Origin of the sequence: Chryseobacterium sp. NFX27, assembly GCF_049887855.1 — a bacterium.
GTDB lineage: Bacteria > Bacteroidota > Bacteroidia > Flavobacteriales > Weeksellaceae > Chryseobacterium.
Genome location: NZ_JAGEKK010000001.1, coordinates 296,528 through 310,798, shown reverse-complemented (window position 1 = coordinate 310,798; position 14,271 = coordinate 296,528). Strand labels below are relative to the sequence as shown.

General features: G+C 34.5%; 19 protein-coding genes and 1 riboswitch. Of the genes, 2 read left to right on the top strand and 17 right to left on the bottom strand.

The window, feature by feature from the left end:
• Positions 1–212 precede the first annotated feature (212 nt).
• The 16 genes from ribB to J4Q03_RS01375 all read right to left on the bottom strand — a co-directional run bounded on the left by ribB (position 213) and on the right by J4Q03_RS01375 (position 12,618).
• Positions 213–857, bottom strand: a complete 645-nt coding sequence (ribB, locus tag J4Q03_RS01450) for a 3,4-dihydroxy-2-butanone-4-phosphate synthase (RefSeq protein ID WP_426046467.1) — start codon at positions 855–857, stop codon at positions 213–215.
• Between the two features lie 90 nt (positions 858–947).
• A riboswitch (FMN riboswitch) is annotated at positions 948–1,073 on the bottom strand.
• 276 nt (positions 1,074–1,349) lie between these two features.
• Entirely contained in the window at positions 1,350–1,988 is a 639-nt protein-coding gene (locus tag J4Q03_RS01445) for a DUF4272 domain-containing protein (protein ID WP_426046466.1), read from the bottom strand.
• A gap of 28 nt (positions 1,989–2,016) precedes the next feature.
• Positions 2,017–2,370, bottom strand: coding sequence for a DUF2200 domain-containing protein (locus J4Q03_RS01440; protein WP_426046465.1), 354 nt, complete (start codon positions 2,368–2,370; stop codon positions 2,017–2,019).
• A gap of 33 nt (positions 2,371–2,403) precedes the next feature.
• Positions 2,404–3,192 (bottom strand): alpha/beta fold hydrolase, encoded by a 789-nt coding sequence (locus J4Q03_RS01435; RefSeq protein WP_426046464.1) that lies wholly within the window; start codon positions 3,190–3,192, stop codon positions 2,404–2,406.
• A 27-nt stretch (positions 3,193–3,219) separates the two neighbouring features.
• The gene (locus J4Q03_RS01430; RefSeq protein WP_426046463.1) at positions 3,220–3,768 is read right to left on the bottom strand and encodes a dihydrofolate reductase family protein; all 549 of its coding nucleotides are present in this window, start codon (positions 3,766–3,768) and stop codon (positions 3,220–3,222) included.
• A 168-nt stretch (positions 3,769–3,936) separates the two neighbouring features.
• Entirely contained in the window at positions 3,937–4,695 is a 759-nt protein-coding gene (locus J4Q03_RS01425) for a hypothetical protein (protein WP_426046462.1), read from the bottom strand.
• A gap of 52 nt (positions 4,696–4,747) precedes the next feature.
• Positions 4,748–5,239 carry a tetratricopeptide repeat protein gene (locus J4Q03_RS01420; protein WP_426046461.1) on the bottom strand — a complete coding sequence of 164 codons (492 nt, stop codon included), beginning with the start codon at positions 5,237–5,239 and terminating at the stop codon, positions 4,748–4,750.
• A 50-nt stretch (positions 5,240–5,289) separates the two neighbouring features.
• On the bottom strand, positions 5,290–5,808 hold the full coding sequence (locus J4Q03_RS01415) for a DinB family protein (RefSeq protein ID WP_426046460.1): 519 nt from the start codon (positions 5,806–5,808) through the stop codon (positions 5,290–5,292).
• A 355-nt stretch (positions 5,809–6,163) separates the two neighbouring features.
• Positions 6,164–6,835 (bottom strand): DUF2461 domain-containing protein, encoded by a 672-nt coding sequence (locus J4Q03_RS01410; protein ID WP_426046459.1) that lies wholly within the window; start codon positions 6,833–6,835, stop codon positions 6,164–6,166.
• The gene (locus J4Q03_RS01405) at positions 6,807–7,211 is read right to left on the bottom strand and encodes a hypothetical protein (RefSeq protein ID WP_426046458.1); all 405 of its coding nucleotides are present in this window, start codon (positions 7,209–7,211) and stop codon (positions 6,807–6,809) included. Before J4Q03_RS01405 ends, J4Q03_RS01410 begins: the two co-directional genes overlap by 29 nt.
• A 139-nt stretch (positions 7,212–7,350) precedes the next feature.
• Positions 7,351–7,941, bottom strand: a complete 591-nt coding sequence (locus J4Q03_RS01400; RefSeq protein ID WP_426046457.1) for a hypothetical protein — start codon at positions 7,939–7,941, stop codon at positions 7,351–7,353.
• 132 nt (positions 7,942–8,073) lie between these two features.
• Positions 8,074–9,168, bottom strand: a complete 1,095-nt coding sequence (locus J4Q03_RS01395; RefSeq protein WP_426046456.1) for a hypothetical protein — start codon at positions 9,166–9,168, stop codon at positions 8,074–8,076.
• 436 nt (positions 9,169–9,604) lie between these two features.
• Positions 9,605–10,780 (bottom strand): Kelch repeat-containing protein, encoded by a 1,176-nt coding sequence (locus tag J4Q03_RS01390; protein WP_426046455.1) that lies wholly within the window; start codon positions 10,778–10,780, stop codon positions 9,605–9,607.
• A gap of 138 nt (positions 10,781–10,918) precedes the next feature.
• Positions 10,919–11,191, bottom strand: a complete 273-nt coding sequence (locus J4Q03_RS01385) for a hypothetical protein (RefSeq protein ID WP_426046454.1) — start codon at positions 11,189–11,191, stop codon at positions 10,919–10,921.
• A 194-nt stretch (positions 11,192–11,385) separates the two neighbouring features.
• Positions 11,386–12,093, bottom strand: coding sequence for a hypothetical protein (locus J4Q03_RS01380; protein WP_426046453.1), 708 nt, complete (start codon positions 12,091–12,093; stop codon positions 11,386–11,388).
• Positions 12,094–12,429: 336 nt separating this feature from the next.
• On the bottom strand, positions 12,430–12,618 hold the full coding sequence (locus tag J4Q03_RS01375; protein ID WP_426046452.1) for a SymE family type I addiction module toxin: 189 nt from the start codon (positions 12,616–12,618) through the stop codon (positions 12,430–12,432).
• A gap of 88 nt (positions 12,619–12,706) precedes the next feature.
• On the opposite strand from J4Q03_RS01375, the gene J4Q03_RS01370 reads away from it, so the two are divergent.
• Entirely contained in the window at positions 12,707–12,925 is a 219-nt protein-coding gene (locus J4Q03_RS01370) for a helix-turn-helix domain-containing protein (protein ID WP_426046451.1), read from the top strand.
• Positions 12,922–13,137, top strand: a complete 216-nt coding sequence (locus tag J4Q03_RS01365) for a helix-turn-helix domain-containing protein (protein ID WP_426046450.1) — start codon at positions 12,922–12,924, stop codon at positions 13,135–13,137. The genes J4Q03_RS01370 and J4Q03_RS01365 overlap by 4 nt, the downstream gene beginning before the upstream one ends.
• A gap of 58 nt (positions 13,138–13,195) precedes the next feature.
• Here J4Q03_RS01365 and J4Q03_RS01360 read toward each other — a convergent pair whose 3' ends face one another.
• Positions 13,196–14,209, bottom strand: a complete 1,014-nt coding sequence (locus J4Q03_RS01360; protein WP_426046449.1) for a hypothetical protein — start codon at positions 14,207–14,209, stop codon at positions 13,196–13,198.
• Positions 14,210–14,271: the final 62 nt, after the last annotated feature.

Here is a 14,271-nt window from a genome sequence, read left to right as displayed (position 1 = left end):
ATCAATAATAATTGAATATGATTTTGTTTTTAATTTTGAATTAGTGATTTAATTGTTATTTGTTATGTTTTATTTCCGTGGATGATGAAGGCGTTATCAGTCTTGCAGCTTCATTGGTTATCTTTATTTCGGGTAAAAACCGGATTAGAATGTTTAAATAAAACCTCCGCCCGATGAAATCGGGCGGAGGTTCCGTGCGTTAAATATTTTTTTTAGTTGCTCATTATTTTGCGGTAGGCGTAAATATCCTCAATAGTTACTACGCTCATTCCTTTTTGAGATGCAAAATTCACGATTTCCGGAAGCCTCGCCATAGAGCCGTCCTCATTGGTCAGTTCGCAGAGTACGGCATCGTCACCAAGATTGGCCATTTTTACCAGATCTACGCTGCCTTCGGTATGTCCCCGTCTTTCGAAAACACCGCCTTTTTTAGCAATCAGGGGAAAAACATGTCCCGGACTTGCAATATGGCGGGCTTCCGCATTTTCTGCCACGGCAGTTCTGATCGTTGTTACACGGTCTCTTGCTGAAACTCCGGATTCAACACCTTCTTTGGCCTCAATAGAAATAGTGAATGCCGTCTGATTTTTAGAATTGTTGTTTTCCACCATCGGACGGAGGTTAAGATGCTTGCTTTTTTCTTCTGAAATGCACAGACAGACGATTCCGCTGCATTCGCGGATCAGAAGTGCCATGTCCTTTTCTGTAATGGTGGATGCGGGAAAGATGATATCGCCTTCGTTTTCACGGTTTTCATCATCTACTAAAAGAATTCCTTTTCCCTGTTGTAGTTTTAGAAGTGCATTTTCTACACGTTCTGTGGAGGTTGCTCCAAATTGTTCTAATAATTTTTCCATGTTATTTTACTTTTAAAAGTTAAAATAGTCTTCGGTACATGGAAATGAAATACGGCACAATAAGCCCGTAAGGAATCTTACTGACTGTTTCATTTTCTTCTCCCATCCAGACTTTAACTGTCGGTTTTGGAATTTCACCAAATCAGTCCCTTCAAAAGAAAGGAGTCGCGGACTGTAACCGCCGGTAGGGAATTTCACCCTGCCCCGAAGAAAACTTATACTAAGTTTTACTGTATGTTCTGATTTAAAATTTTATTTCATTGATTATATTTAACGCACAGATTGCAAATTTCGGGAAGTTTTTTGAATTGGAGAAGGGATTTTTGATTGTTTTTATCAAGGAGCATCTGTGGGGATACTGCCATATGCATTTCGAAGACCCCTTTTTAAGTTTTCATATTTTTTTAGAGAAGAAACCAATTTTTTTTCAACGAGATCATATCAAGAATTTGCTATTTCCATAAGTTTCTGTTGTGTCATCTGTTGAATAGATTACGTATCACATGAAACATCGTCCCAATCCTGATCCATATAAGTGATCAGCCAGTTTAAAGCATAATGTCTCTCATAGACGATACCGGGATCTACCGTGGTCATTTCAATATTGTTGATGCGGGCGTCAACACAGGCCCAGTCATAGCGGTAATATAAGTCTGCAGCATCAAGTATTTCGGATTTTGAACGGAGCTCATGAGGACCATTAATGAAATCATTAGGATCAATGTCTCCGCCAACCGGGTAATTTTCGGCCGGAATATCGTTCAGGTCACACAATTCATCCGGAAAGGGTAGGACATCTACTTTTTTTAATGCCCATGATAAAACCCAGATGCATTCGCATTTCCAGCTTTCCTGTGCTTTTTTCTGTTCCGTGGGATCAGTTAAAAAATCTTTTTCCGCCGGGGTGGCATAGTCCCAAAGATCACCGTCTTTCAGGTAACCGATTGCTTCTTCCGGATCAATAGCATCAAAAGCAGTAAGATTCGTAACAGCGAGAACAGTGAGTCTTCTGGCTATTTCTTCAGACGTTCTAAGTGTCGTTTCTTCATCTGTTTCTATATGTGGAAGGTTAAAATTAATTTTTATCCCCTGTTTTTTAAGGATTTCCTCGTTTTTTTCTTTTCTTGTCAACTCTTTTTCTTTAAATTAATATCACAAATCACTGCTCCCTCAATATCTTCTCCATCTTCTTCCCCTTCGCCAGCTCATCAATAAGTTTATCCAGATAACGGATATTTCTCATCAGTTCATCTTCAATATCTTCTACGCGGTATCCGCAGATGACTCCCTTGATCAGTGAAACATTGGGATTAATCTGTGGGGCCTGTTCAAAGAATGTTTTAAAATCTGTCCTGTTATCTAAAATATCCTGTAAACCTTTTTCGTCATATCCTGTGAGCCAGAATATAATTTCATGAACTTCGGATTTTGTACGTCCTTTCTTTTCTGCTTTTTGAATATAATGAGGATAAACACTGGCAAAAGCGGTAGTATAAATTCTGGTGTTCTGCATGGCTTTTTAATTAATTATTTCAACTTAGGAGTATTAACGCTCTCCATTGATTTCTTTAAGAATGTCATCAAGAATACGGTTAAATTCTTTTGGGTTTTCCAGCATCGGATAGTGGCCTACCCCGGATATTTCAGTGTAATTATAATCTTTCAGATACTTCCGGTTATTCTCTATATTGGTAGGGAAATTATCGGAATTGATAGCTCTTACCGGAACCTGAACCTGTGACGCCGCTTCCCTGAAATCTTTCTTATACAAAGGTCTGAGCAGATCGATGGCTTTTTCTGAAGTATTTTGAAGAAACTCATCCTGAAGACTGCGTTTCACACCGGATGGCGTTTTTTCCGCAAAAAGATATTGAGGAAGAATATTTTCAACGGCATTTTTAAAATCACTGCGGTAATGCACGAACAAAAACTCTTCAGCCTTTTCTTCTGTGATTACTTCGTCAAGATCTTTTACGGTGTCGATCAGGATAAGTGCTTTTACCTGAGGGATTTTTAAAGAAGCTTCAAGAACGTAGGCGCCCGACATAGAATGCCCTACAAGGATAATTTCAGAAGAATTTATCTGGTCTGCTACCGCTTTGATATCATCTGCATACAATGCGCTTGTCCATTCAGTTCTGGAAGTACCAGATTTTCCGTGTCCGGCAAGATCCATCTGTACGATATGATAACTGTCTTTGAAGTGCTCCTGCTGGCTGTTCCACCATTCTGCATTGCCGAGCCATCCGTGCACAAATAGGATGGAAGGACTTCCCTGTCCGCTTTCTTTATAATGAATATTCTGTCCGTCCGAAGACTGTGCATATTTTTCCATAATTAATATATTTTTCTGTGGTTTAATTTATTGGTTTTTGGGTTCATAGATAAGCTGTACGACTCCTGATCTGAAAACGTTTGTCGTGATCAGCTTCAGCTCCAGCCTTTCTTTCAGGTTTTCAAACAATGGTTTTCCGCTTCCCAAAGCAACGGGGTGAACAGAAATTCTGTATACATCAATAAGATCTAGGTTAATAAAGGTTTTAATAAGACTTGCTCCACCATACAGCCAGATATCTTTTCCATCCTGTTTCTTAATTTCAGCTGCTTTTTCAGCAATATCGGAACTGATAAAAACGGCCCCTGGATCTTTTCTGTCCTGTCCTGAAAAAACATATTTATTTTTAGAATGTATGGATCTCCAAAATTCCTTTTCTTCAGAATCAGCAGTTTCTTCGGGCTGATAGGTTCCCCAGGAATCATAACTTACCCTGCCGTAAAAGATAGTATCAATACTGTTTAGAAACCCATCAAAATTCATATCGTCATCCATGATGCACCAGTCTGTTTCGCCATTGGGACCTTCAATGAATCCATCTAAAGTGACAGCCAGGTCCAGGATTATTTTTCTCATATGATAGTAGAGATTGTCGTTGAATACTGTAAAAATACAGAAAAACGTTCTGAAGACCGAACGTTTTGCTTTATAAAATTTACTATTTCCATCCCGGAATCGTTCTTTCCTACCGGCAGTTCTGAATTCTTATGATTTTTTGTAAAATGTCACATTATCATTGAAGTACTATTTAAAACTTATCCTTTCCTCATGGTAACCTCTGATTTTACTGCTGCTTCCTGTTAACAGCTGCGGATGTACCGTTCCGTTTTTCTCTGCAGTGAACTCAAAGCTCATGATACTCAGTGTTTCACCGGGCTTTGAAAATGTTTCTTTTTTTACGGTATAATTTCCGGAAGGGCCAATCTTTATGGTGTCCGCGGGCTGTTCTGCAAACGTTTCTATATTGCTTTTTTCTTTGGTCTGAATTTTAACGCTTTTGGACAGATAGAGCACATTGACATCGTGAAGCCCGGACCATTGTATGGAATAGTCCTGATTCAGTGGTGCATTCTCTTTATAAATAATGTTTCTTGAGCTGCTTAATTTCAGGGAAGGAATACTGGACAGAAAAAACTTTTTTCCATTGGCCAGCTGGATCCTGAGTTCATAGCTGCCATTTTTCGGAGGTACATCTCCAGCACGGTAATCGTAGTTTTTACCGTAATACAGCTGCTGCATAATTTTGTATTCTGCTTTTTCCCCGTTGACAGTTATTTTTACAGAATCATTGCCAAATTCTTTTCCTTTTTTATCATACAGGATAACGGAAATGCTGTTGTCATTTTCATCTGTTAAACTCTGGTAGATTTCAATTTCAGCTTTTAAATCTGAAATATCTTCAATTTTAGATGCAGGAACTGGTTCTGAACAGGAATTGAACAGGAAACAGATACAGCACAGAAACATAGAAAGCTTTGTCTTTACATTGCTGTTGATTTTCATAATGTTTGTTTATCATTGCATCATTAATCCTTATCGGGGTTCATATACATTTTTATCTGATGAGTTCCTTGGAATAATTATACACCGATTTATTATACCTCGGCAAATGTGCGGATAGGGATTCCAGGACTAAAGACAATGCTTCTTTATCGTTATTGATGGAGGAAAGCGACAGAGCCAAAAATGCATTTACGGCATCATCCAGCTCATCGGAATAGTTTTCCTTTTCCTCTCTCAGTATTTCTATGCTTTCGTGGAATTTTCCATTATTCCGTAAAGTACTTGCCAGCTGAATTCTGGCTCTTCTTCTCCGTAACCCTGTAAGGCCCAGCTCTAGAGCAGATCTGTAGAGCGGTTCTGCGTTTTTTTCAAAGCCGGTAGAATCGCAGGCGCAGGCTCTTTCAAAATCTGCAATGGCACGGTGATCACCGGAGATCTCATCCGCATGCCGTTTTATTCTTTCAATAAAATCATCATTGGAAATTTTTCCCAGCTGGTTCCATACTGTTTTTAATTCTTCTTCCCAGAGTTCAAGATCTGTCATGTTTTATTGGGTATTTTATAATTTAACAATACGGATATCATGCTATTCCGCTATGCTTCAGATGTTGCTTCTGAGTTTTTGTAGACATTCCAGAAGTTGTAATCTGTCATTGGGGCATCTGTTATCCCGACATTCCGTCCCATGGTTACGATCTGTCCCCTGTGGTAAGTTCCATGAACAATCACATGCTGAATATATTCGTACTTGGAAAAGTCACACTGGAACCATTGAGATTCAATTTTTACGTTTTTTACCAGGTCTTCTTCCGATAAGGTTTCCACGTACTCCATTAATTTCTGAGAATTGTTTTTTATGCCGGAAAAAATCTCTTCTTTAGTCACGGCAGCAGAAATTGCAGCAAAATCGAAATCGTCATTTTCCGCAATATAAGCCCACCAGTACTGCTGGGTCTGCCAGATGTGATGTAAGGTTGATAAGATTGTCGGAAAGCTTGAAACAACCTCCTGGTTAAGCTGTTCATCAGACTTTGTAGAAAGCCAGTCGATGTATTTATTGACTACCCAATTGTTGTACTGAACACTGTGTGTGATTAATGTTTTTAAATTCATGATAATTAATATTTTAATGACTTTTGGTGGATATAAAAATAAGTAAAATATTAACTGGATTCTAAAATAGAAATCATTATTAAATTGATTTTTCAACAATTCAATATTTATTTTAATGTGAATTTGGAATAAAAATTAAATTAAACGCAAGGATAGACAAAGCCTTAAAAAATATTTAAGATAAACAAAGCCGTTTCACTTATTGGTAAGCAATACAAGGAAATGTATTGGTCTTACTTTGCTGTATAAAATGCCCTTGTTTTCCTTATTAACAGGTCAAAAAATCTACTTTGTTTGCCTTTTTGATAAAAATACAATTTATTTCATGTATTTTCTTATCCGAACTCAGTCTATTTTAATATAAAGGCTCTCCGTTTAAGTCTGTGGTAAGCACTTCACTCATATAATCAAAGAAAGGGCGCATGGCTAATAAGGTGAGAACTGCTTCTTTCTGAAAGCAGTCGGATAGAACTTCTTTATCCGTAAATTTCCGCATCACGACAAATTGTTTTTTCCTGATCAAATCAATGGCAGGATGGTTTTTATTAAACCCTCTCGGAGCTGTTTTTACAGCATCTCCTTTGATTTCTCCAAAGTATTGTATGAAAGTTTCATCAGAAGTGATCTTTTCAATTTCTGTGGTATTGAGTTCGAATTCTTTACGGATGCGGAGCAGATCTTTAGCCTCAGGTCCCCAGAAACCGCCACCCACGAAACTGTTATTGGGTTCCAGATGAATATAATATCCTCCTCTCAACAACGGTTTTGAACGGGAATATCCAACTCCAAAATTGGTTTTGTACGGAGTAGGATCCTTGGAAAAGCGGACGTCTCTGTAAATTCTGAAAATATGGATTCCTTTTAAACTGTCGTATTCCTGAAGCTCGGTATAGATCTGATTGAAAAAAACTTTGTTTTCTTTTACCACTGAATCATATTCAGATTTATGCTGAGCAAACCATTCACGGTTGTTGTTTTTTTCTAAGTGTTTTAGGAATTCAAAGGTTTTTTTCATGGTGTCTTTCATACAGTTTTGTTTTTTCCAGTCCGTGATTATTGATTCTAATAGTTGGAGAATTTAATTGCCAATCTGAGAGATGATTATACATTTCATTGGTTAACTTTTCGATTCCAGATGTAGACGTATTGAATTCGTAACTACTTTTGTCCGTAATTATTTCAATACCTGTTTCTCTTTTATGTTTTGAAATTGGAATATTAAATGAATATACTGAAATAATTTCATCCCATTTTATAAGTTCTATCGGTTTCTTCTGTTTATGGTAAAATCCTTTATTTGTATATTGGAAATCACCATCATATTTCTCTAGTTGATCGGCTTCTTTTTCAACGGCGTCATAATTTTCAGCCCTGGGAAAATATATTTTTGCCCCGAAAAACAAATAGCAACAAAACAGGTGAAAATAATAAGATAAGATATTCCTTCGCTGTCAAAAACAGGATAATTAAGAAAAATAAATACTAAAATGATACAGCTTATTACAATTATTTTTTTCAAATGCAGTTCAAGTATTATAATTGTTAATTCTCCTTCTCGACAATAAAGCCATGAGACCGCAGATAGTCATCAAGCTCAACATCAAACGGAATTACAAAATTATTGTCCAGATCAAACATGCCACTTTCGCCGTCTGAAGATTCTAAAAACCCCAGCATCTTAGACTGTGTCTGTTCTTTGGCATTCCTCCAGCAGTTCATTAAGAAATCAGTTTCCAGACCGAACTGGTTTTCCCAGTAATGAGCGTAATCCAAATGGTTATTTTCATCAAGGTAGGTAGAATAATCGATATTATTTTCATTCAGTATTTTTTTGCATAATTCCTGAACATCAATAGGAGAGTAGTCCTGAAATGAATGTTCTTTCAAATGGAGCTCTGCGACCTGGATGGTTTTGTCGGGAGAATAATATTCGTAATTAGGCAACACAAATAAGGAACTTAAAGGACTTGAAGCATTATAATACAGGCTGATCACCTCAATTTTTTTATCATCTTCCCTGAATGTATATTCAGAGCTTAGAACATCAACTAAGAAATTAGTAACTGCTTTTTCCCTGGGAAGCAGAAAAGTGTTTTTAAAGGCTTCGTCTATTTTTTGTTCTATTTTCTTCATGTCTTGTTCACTTTTTTTGTAGTTGTAAAAATAGAAAAAACCGTTCTGGAAAAATAGAAGGGTTTAATTGATATAAAGAAGGTCCAGTTTTTAATTACAAATTAGGATACATTCTGACATGAACATGCTTTTTTATTTGATTCTATTCAATTCTATTGCATTTTGCGTTCCCATAATTGCTTTCAAAACTTCATCTTGGTTCCTTTTGTTAAACCAACCTTTTTTAGCAAGTTCGCTTCTAATCTCTTTCTCTGATTTTTCTTTTACCACATGATAAAATGCGAAGTCAAGGACTTCAACCGGAACTCGTTCAATAATATAATTGGTGAGTACAGCAACTATTTTTAAATAAAGAAAAATACCGGTGAGCCCTAATTGTATGATCCAACTGATGATCCAGCCAATCCAACCTAAATTAATTTTATTTACTGTAAAACCTTGCGTAAATCTTATCTGTAAAAAATTCAAAAATCCAATTCTTTCCAAATTGTTTCCATTCAAAATGAGTTCATACTGAAAATATTGGTTTAATACATAAATCAATATAATCATTGCTCCCAGCAGATATTTCAATTTGCTAAAATCTGTATAGTTTGAAAGTTTAATTAAGTATTTCATCACAAAAGCAATAGCAGTTGCCACCAAAAACTCAAACAGCACAATAATGTACAATCCTTTTACAGAAAGGTATGCTAAGACAAAACCAAGAATTAATGAGAGACATAAGCTTCCAATAATGGGCAATGCGATATTGGGGGCTTTTGTTTGCATTGGCTTTGGCAAAGTTTCAGGAATGATATAATCATCCCAATTATTTTTCTTTTCCACTTCATTTTCAAGCTCTTTAAGTGCTTGGCCGTCAAAAGTTTTTAAAGTTTCCTGATAAGCATAAATGAAGAGCTTTACTCTTTTAGAATTTTTTCCTGCATCCCAGATTTCGTTACCCAAGGATTCACTTTTTACTAAAACAGTACCATTTTTATAACTGGCTGTAATAATTTCTGTCCAGCGTTCATTTATCCAGCCTGCTTCTTTACGCTTTGCTTCTATATTATGATCATCTTTGTAAATTATATCCCAGTCCAATTTTTCAAATGTTTTCTCTGCAATGGCAATGAATAATGTTTCATTGACAGATGTTTTGAAGTCTTCTTTATATTTGGGGGTAAAATTGATGCTGTGTTTTTTCTTGATTGTTGTTTCGAAATTTTTAAAACTGTTTTCCATTGCTAATTTTGAGGCCGGTTATTTGTGGATTTTTTGTTTGTAAATTTAAATAAAATAGTTGTTTTAATTTATTCATTAGCAAACTTAAGAAAGGTGTCGTTTTTGGTCCCTTTACCTCACGAATCCTTTCGTGTGTTTATACTATTTCCTTATGGAGACATATTTTAAACAAACAATCACCCTGCAAAATAGAGAGGTTTATATATTAAGTTACCTCATTCACTGATCATTATATGATTCCCTGCATTCAGCCCGTCTAGCGTAAAGTACTTGTTAGTGCCAGTTTTATTTAGCTTTTGGTGGGTATTCTATTCTAGCCTCTCCATTGTCAAACTCTTTTTCCAATAAGAATATCCATCCATTTCAAGTGAATCGTGCATGTATTAACATGAGAGAACAAATCAGAGAATTGATATTCATGTTTAAAAGCTTATAATTATCTTATAATTCTAACCTGTTGTAAGAGTCCTTTTTCATTTTTATAACTGAAAATATAAGTCCCCGTTCGTACTTTCGATAAATCTATATTTTTATTATAATAGGCAAAACCTGTGGTGATCTTTTTTCCATCTATTGAGAAAATGGTGTATTCGAATTGATTACTGTTATTTTTATTACTGATTACAAAACCGTCTCTGGCTGCGTTGGTATAGACCTTTGTTTTAGATACCTGATCTTCATCGGCAGTATTTGCAGAGACTCCGCTTTCGTTAATATCTGCCACTTGTATGCTTTTAATAGCTGAGCTGGTGAGAGATGTTGTACTTCCACCGATGATGTATAATTTATTGTTGTATACTTCCGCTGCAGCGTGTCTTCTGGGGATCATATTGGAGGATAACTGATGTACCTTATTGGTTGTGGTATCAAAATAAGCCAGAAAAGTTTGATTATTATAACCGCCTACAATAAAAATCTTATTACCGGATACCGCTAATGAATGCCCGGATATACCAGCAGGCATAGTATATTGTTTGATCCAAAGATTAGTATTGAGGTCGTAAACATTGATCAGGCGGGATGAAGTACCGTTAAAACCACCAATTACATAAAGTTTATCATTAACAATTTTACCCTTTGCTTCTCTGGCTGTGGGCATATCCGGTAACGGATTCCATGTATTTGAAGCAATATCATAATACTGGAATCTATTAGAAAATACGGTGGTTGCAGCTCCGTTTAATCCGCTGCCACCAAACACATATATTTTGCCATTATAGATGGCAGAACCTGCATTTCCGGTATAGGAATGATTAACAGCTCCCTTCGTTACCTTATGGGTGGCTAGGTCTACAATTTCAAGATGGCTGTTTCCCCAACCGTTAAAAATGTAAATTTTATTATTGTAAGTTTCGGAATTAGCAAATCTTTTGGGAAGTAGAGTAGAATTGAGAACACTCCAACTGTTATTGGTAATATTATATTTTTCAACATACTTCGCATCGCTTGCTTTTTCATGATACCCATTGCTCACATAGATATTATCATTCACGATTACGCTGGTTATGGCACCTCTGCCTGCAGACATGTTGGCAAGACTTTTAAAATGGAGTGTTTGTGCATGAGCTGATAATGAGCTCAACAATGAAAGGAATAATAATTTTGTTTTCAAGGGTGTAAAGATTTAGTGTTTGTTTTATTTCTGTTAAAAATTCGATATTTTTTTAATACCGAGTATCAATATAAAATTAAGCTTCAAGGATTAGGGTGAAGTCAATTCCGAGAACTTAAAAAGCACCCTTGATTGTTATTAAGTAATAAAGTCATATCCAATTTCTTTTACTCCTTTAAAATCCTGTTTTGCTTCCCTTTGGATTAGAATACCTTCTTCATTGAGTTCTTCCAGAATATATTTTAGTTTTAAAATCAGTGCTTTATTTTCAAGTAGGAAGTGATGCTCAGAAACAGGAAAACCACATTTTTTTAAAATAGAAGTAGGAGTTACTACAAATTTCTTTTTTGACATTTGTAATTTTAGAAATTCAAGTATTTTGATTTTGTCTAATTCTTCTAACTGTATCATTTTATTTGCAATTAAATTTGTTGCTCAATCGAAGGGATATTAGCAAGAAAGTACTTTTTAAAATTTCGTTTCAAAACCTTTTCGCAATGCTTTTAATTCAGGTTCTGTTAATTTCCTTTCATTAATCTCCTGCCAAAGTGATTGTGCTTTGTTGAGTTCTGTTATCCCTGTTTTTTTTACTGCAGCTCCCCACATTAATATGGCAAAGTCTTTTTGTTATACAGGATTCCATCAAAATTTATAAAGGCACCTTCATATTTTTCAACCGTATTTTTGAAGTCTAACTTTCCTCCTTTAGACTCTGTTTTAATATAGTTTTCAAGAGTGGAATTTTCATCATCATGAATGTCGATGAATTTTTCCTTTACAATATTTTTCACTTCTTCAATGACATCACTGTACTTTAAAAACTGAAAATCTTTGTTGTTGAATTTTAGAACGCCATCATTGATTATTGCCTTGTTTTTTTTGATGTCTGCTAATTCTTTTGCTCTGTTCTCTGTTATTTTCCCTTTTAATTTTGAAGGAATCTGAAAACTTTCATTTTTGTTGGGAATGACTACATTATAGAAAAAAGAATCATCTTCACTTTTAGGAATTAGCATCAACATTCCCTTGACATTTCCTTTATCAGCAATCATGAAGTAGTAAGAAGGTAATTTGCTCGAAAAATTCCAATAGTCATCTGAAGTTGGATTTTCATTGATAAAAACTGAGGATTGCTTATTATCAATATTATCTTTAATGGTGTAATAGCTTGAAATTATTTCAACATTCTCAAGAGTGAAATTTTCTATTTTTTTACTGTTAAATATTGGATTTCCATTTTTATCAAGCTGGGCGTACAGGTTTGAACCCGTTAGAAAGATAGAGAATATAAATATGAATAATTGTTTTTTCATCGGTAGTTGTATTATTTCATTTTAGCATACAAATTTAAGCATTGCGCAAAGATTAAATATATACAAATTGTATTAATCCTACATACTTTTATTGAAGTTACATAGCCTTTTGTAATCCTATTTTTCATTAATCACAACCGGCGGAAGTTGCGAACACCTATGTTTGTCATAAAACAACTTTTACTTTTGTTTAAAGCATCTGTGTTTCTCATAACATAAACTGTACGGAAGCCTTCTGCAGATTGAAGGAAACCACCGGAGGACTCCGGTAGGGACAACAATATTGGTTGTAATGTAATATGATCATAAGCTAAGGTTGATGATGCAATTCTTATTTCACGACTTATCAATAGTTATTGTCAGCTTGTTTTTCTTTTGTTCTATATTCACCATTTGTCCTTCTTTAAAACCCAGCTTATCAAGCCATTTTCCTTTGAGCCGAATTTCAGGGACAGTTATTATTCTGTAAGTATTTGTCTGATATCTCGTGTGAATTTTAAGTCTTCTTGAATTGATTATTGTCATATAATTATACGACAAATGTATAATGAAATTTTAAATTGTCAATCTTTTATATGACAATTTTGTCAACAAATTAGCTGACATTTGATTTATGACCAGAGAGAAGTTAAAGATAGAATTAGGTAAGCAAATTGTTATGCTTCGTCAGCAGAAAGGCTGGAGCCAATCTGATCTTGCCCGTGCCTGCAACAAAGACCGCCAGGCTATTGAAAAACTGGAAAATGGTAAAGTAAATCCCACCCTTTATACTTTGCTTGAAATAGCCGATGCTTTGGAAGTTTCTTTGCCGGAGCTGGTGGATTTGGTGTGATAGCTTTTGGTAAAAGAGTTGAAAAATTTAGAAAGAAGTTGGATTTAAGCTATCGGGAGCTAGCTCAGAAATGTGATGTGGACCATAGTAATATCAGCAAAATTGAAAAAGGAGAAGTTGATTTAAGAATTTCAACAATACAGGAGCTAGCTAAAGGCTTGGAAGTTCATCCGCAGGAATTGTTTGATTTTGAAATAGCAAAGAAATCGTAATTAGGGTCTAGATTTTTAGTTTATTAATATTTTCGAATTCAAAATAAAAGATAAGTTTTTATCTAAATTTTCCCTTGACCTTGAATAAGTAAGAAAATTGATTTCCCTCACTTTTTAATTCGGATTCCATTACTGAAATTTTATTTTCTTTGAATTTAAAAAATAAATCAGATAATTTTCCAAATTTTAATTTTGCTATATTTTCAAGTAATTCGGCTCCTGTTTGTATAGTTGTTTGAAAAATACTATTGCTGATTTTTAACTTATGGATTTTTATAGTTTGCTCATATTTATATTTTAAATATCTGTACTCTTCCTCAATCTCGCTTACACTTTTATTAGACTTTGAAATATTGCTAATCCAGTTCCTCAAACCCCAAATTGAATTATATGTTTCAGGATCATTTTTAAAGTCAAAAATTTGTTCTAATTCAATAAAATTGACATCTACAATAGGAAAGTCTTCTAAAATCAAATTATAAGTTTCAGTTTTTAAATTTGTTATATGCTCAATTTCATAAATTGAGGAATTACAAGGAATAGCTGTGAATTTTTTTTCATCATACGATGTTGAAAGAATTCTTGTTTTTAAATCATGACATAAATTGCAAAGTTCAAAATACTCAAGAAAATTTTGTTTTTTAACGGTATTGATTTTTGATTCGATTATAGGTGCAATTTTTTTATGGATAGTATTGTAAGAGTTTCCGTTTGTCAATACAGTATAATCATATATTATTTTACCTTCATTTACTAAATATTCTAGATTTTGATTTCTATTTTCAAGTTTTTCATTTTTTGTTTCATTATAATATTTTTCCCAGTTTCCGAAGTTCTCAATAACATAATTGCTCATTGTTAATAAACCATCATATATTATGAAATCATTTAATGGTATCAATCCTTTCTGATCAACTAATTCCCTGTGGTTCTTAATTGATTTGCTTTCTATAATCTCTTTCCATTCGCTTAAACCTACCAAAAATAATTTGTCAAAAAATAACAAATCTCGTTTTATATCATTAATGGTATTAACAGAGTTTATATTTCTAAGTCCTATGAGTTCGTTCATATTAATGTTGGTATTGTTGCTAATATCAAAATGTATAAATAGTTCAAATAAAAGTATCCCCC

Coding starts and splice junctions, on each gene's coding strand:
- ribB (WP_426046467.1), bottom strand. CDS start 857: ATGGAAAAATTATTAGAACAATTTGGAGCAACCTCCACAGAACGTGTA.
- J4Q03_RS01440 (WP_426046465.1), bottom strand. CDS start 2,370: ATGCAGAACACCAGAATTTATACTACCGCTTTTGCCAGTGTTTATCCT.
- J4Q03_RS01435 (WP_426046464.1), bottom strand. CDS start 3,192: ATGGAAAAATATGCACAGTCTTCGGACGGACAGAATATTCATTATAAA.
- J4Q03_RS01430 (WP_426046463.1), bottom strand. CDS start 3,768: ATGAGAAAAATAATCCTGGACCTGGCTGTCACTTTAGATGGATTCATT.
- J4Q03_RS01425 (WP_426046462.1), bottom strand. CDS start 4,695: ATGAAAATCAACAGCAATGTAAAGACAAAGCTTTCTATGTTTCTGTGC.
- J4Q03_RS01420 (WP_426046461.1), bottom strand. CDS start 5,239: ATGACAGATCTTGAACTCTGGGAAGAAGAATTAAAAACAGTATGGAAC.
- J4Q03_RS01415 (WP_426046460.1), bottom strand. CDS start 5,808: ATGAATTTAAAAACATTAATCACACACAGTGTTCAGTACAACAATTGG.
- J4Q03_RS01410 (WP_426046459.1), bottom strand. CDS start 6,835: ATGAAAGACACCATGAAAAAAACCTTTGAATTCCTAAAACACTTAGAA.
- J4Q03_RS01400 (WP_426046457.1), bottom strand. CDS start 7,941: ATGAAGAAAATAGAACAAAAAATAGACGAAGCCTTTAAAAACACTTTT.
- J4Q03_RS01395 (WP_426046456.1), bottom strand. CDS start 9,168: ATGGAAAACAGTTTTAAAAATTTCGAAACAACAATCAAGAAAAAACAC.
- J4Q03_RS01385 (WP_426046454.1), bottom strand. CDS start 11,191: ATGATACAGTTAGAAGAATTAGACAAAATCAAAATACTTGAATTTCTA.
- J4Q03_RS01380 (WP_426046453.1), bottom strand. CDS start 12,093: ATGAAAAAACAATTATTCATATTTATATTCTCTATCTTTCTAACGGGT.
- J4Q03_RS01375 (WP_426046452.1), bottom strand. CDS start 12,618: ATGACAATAATCAATTCAAGAAGACTTAAAATTCACACGAGATATCAG.
- J4Q03_RS01370 (WP_426046451.1), top strand. CDS start 12,707: ATGACCAGAGAGAAGTTAAAGATAGAATTAGGTAAGCAAATTGTTATG.
- J4Q03_RS01360 (WP_426046449.1), bottom strand. CDS start 14,209: ATGAACGAACTCATAGGACTTAGAAATATAAACTCTGTTAATACCATT.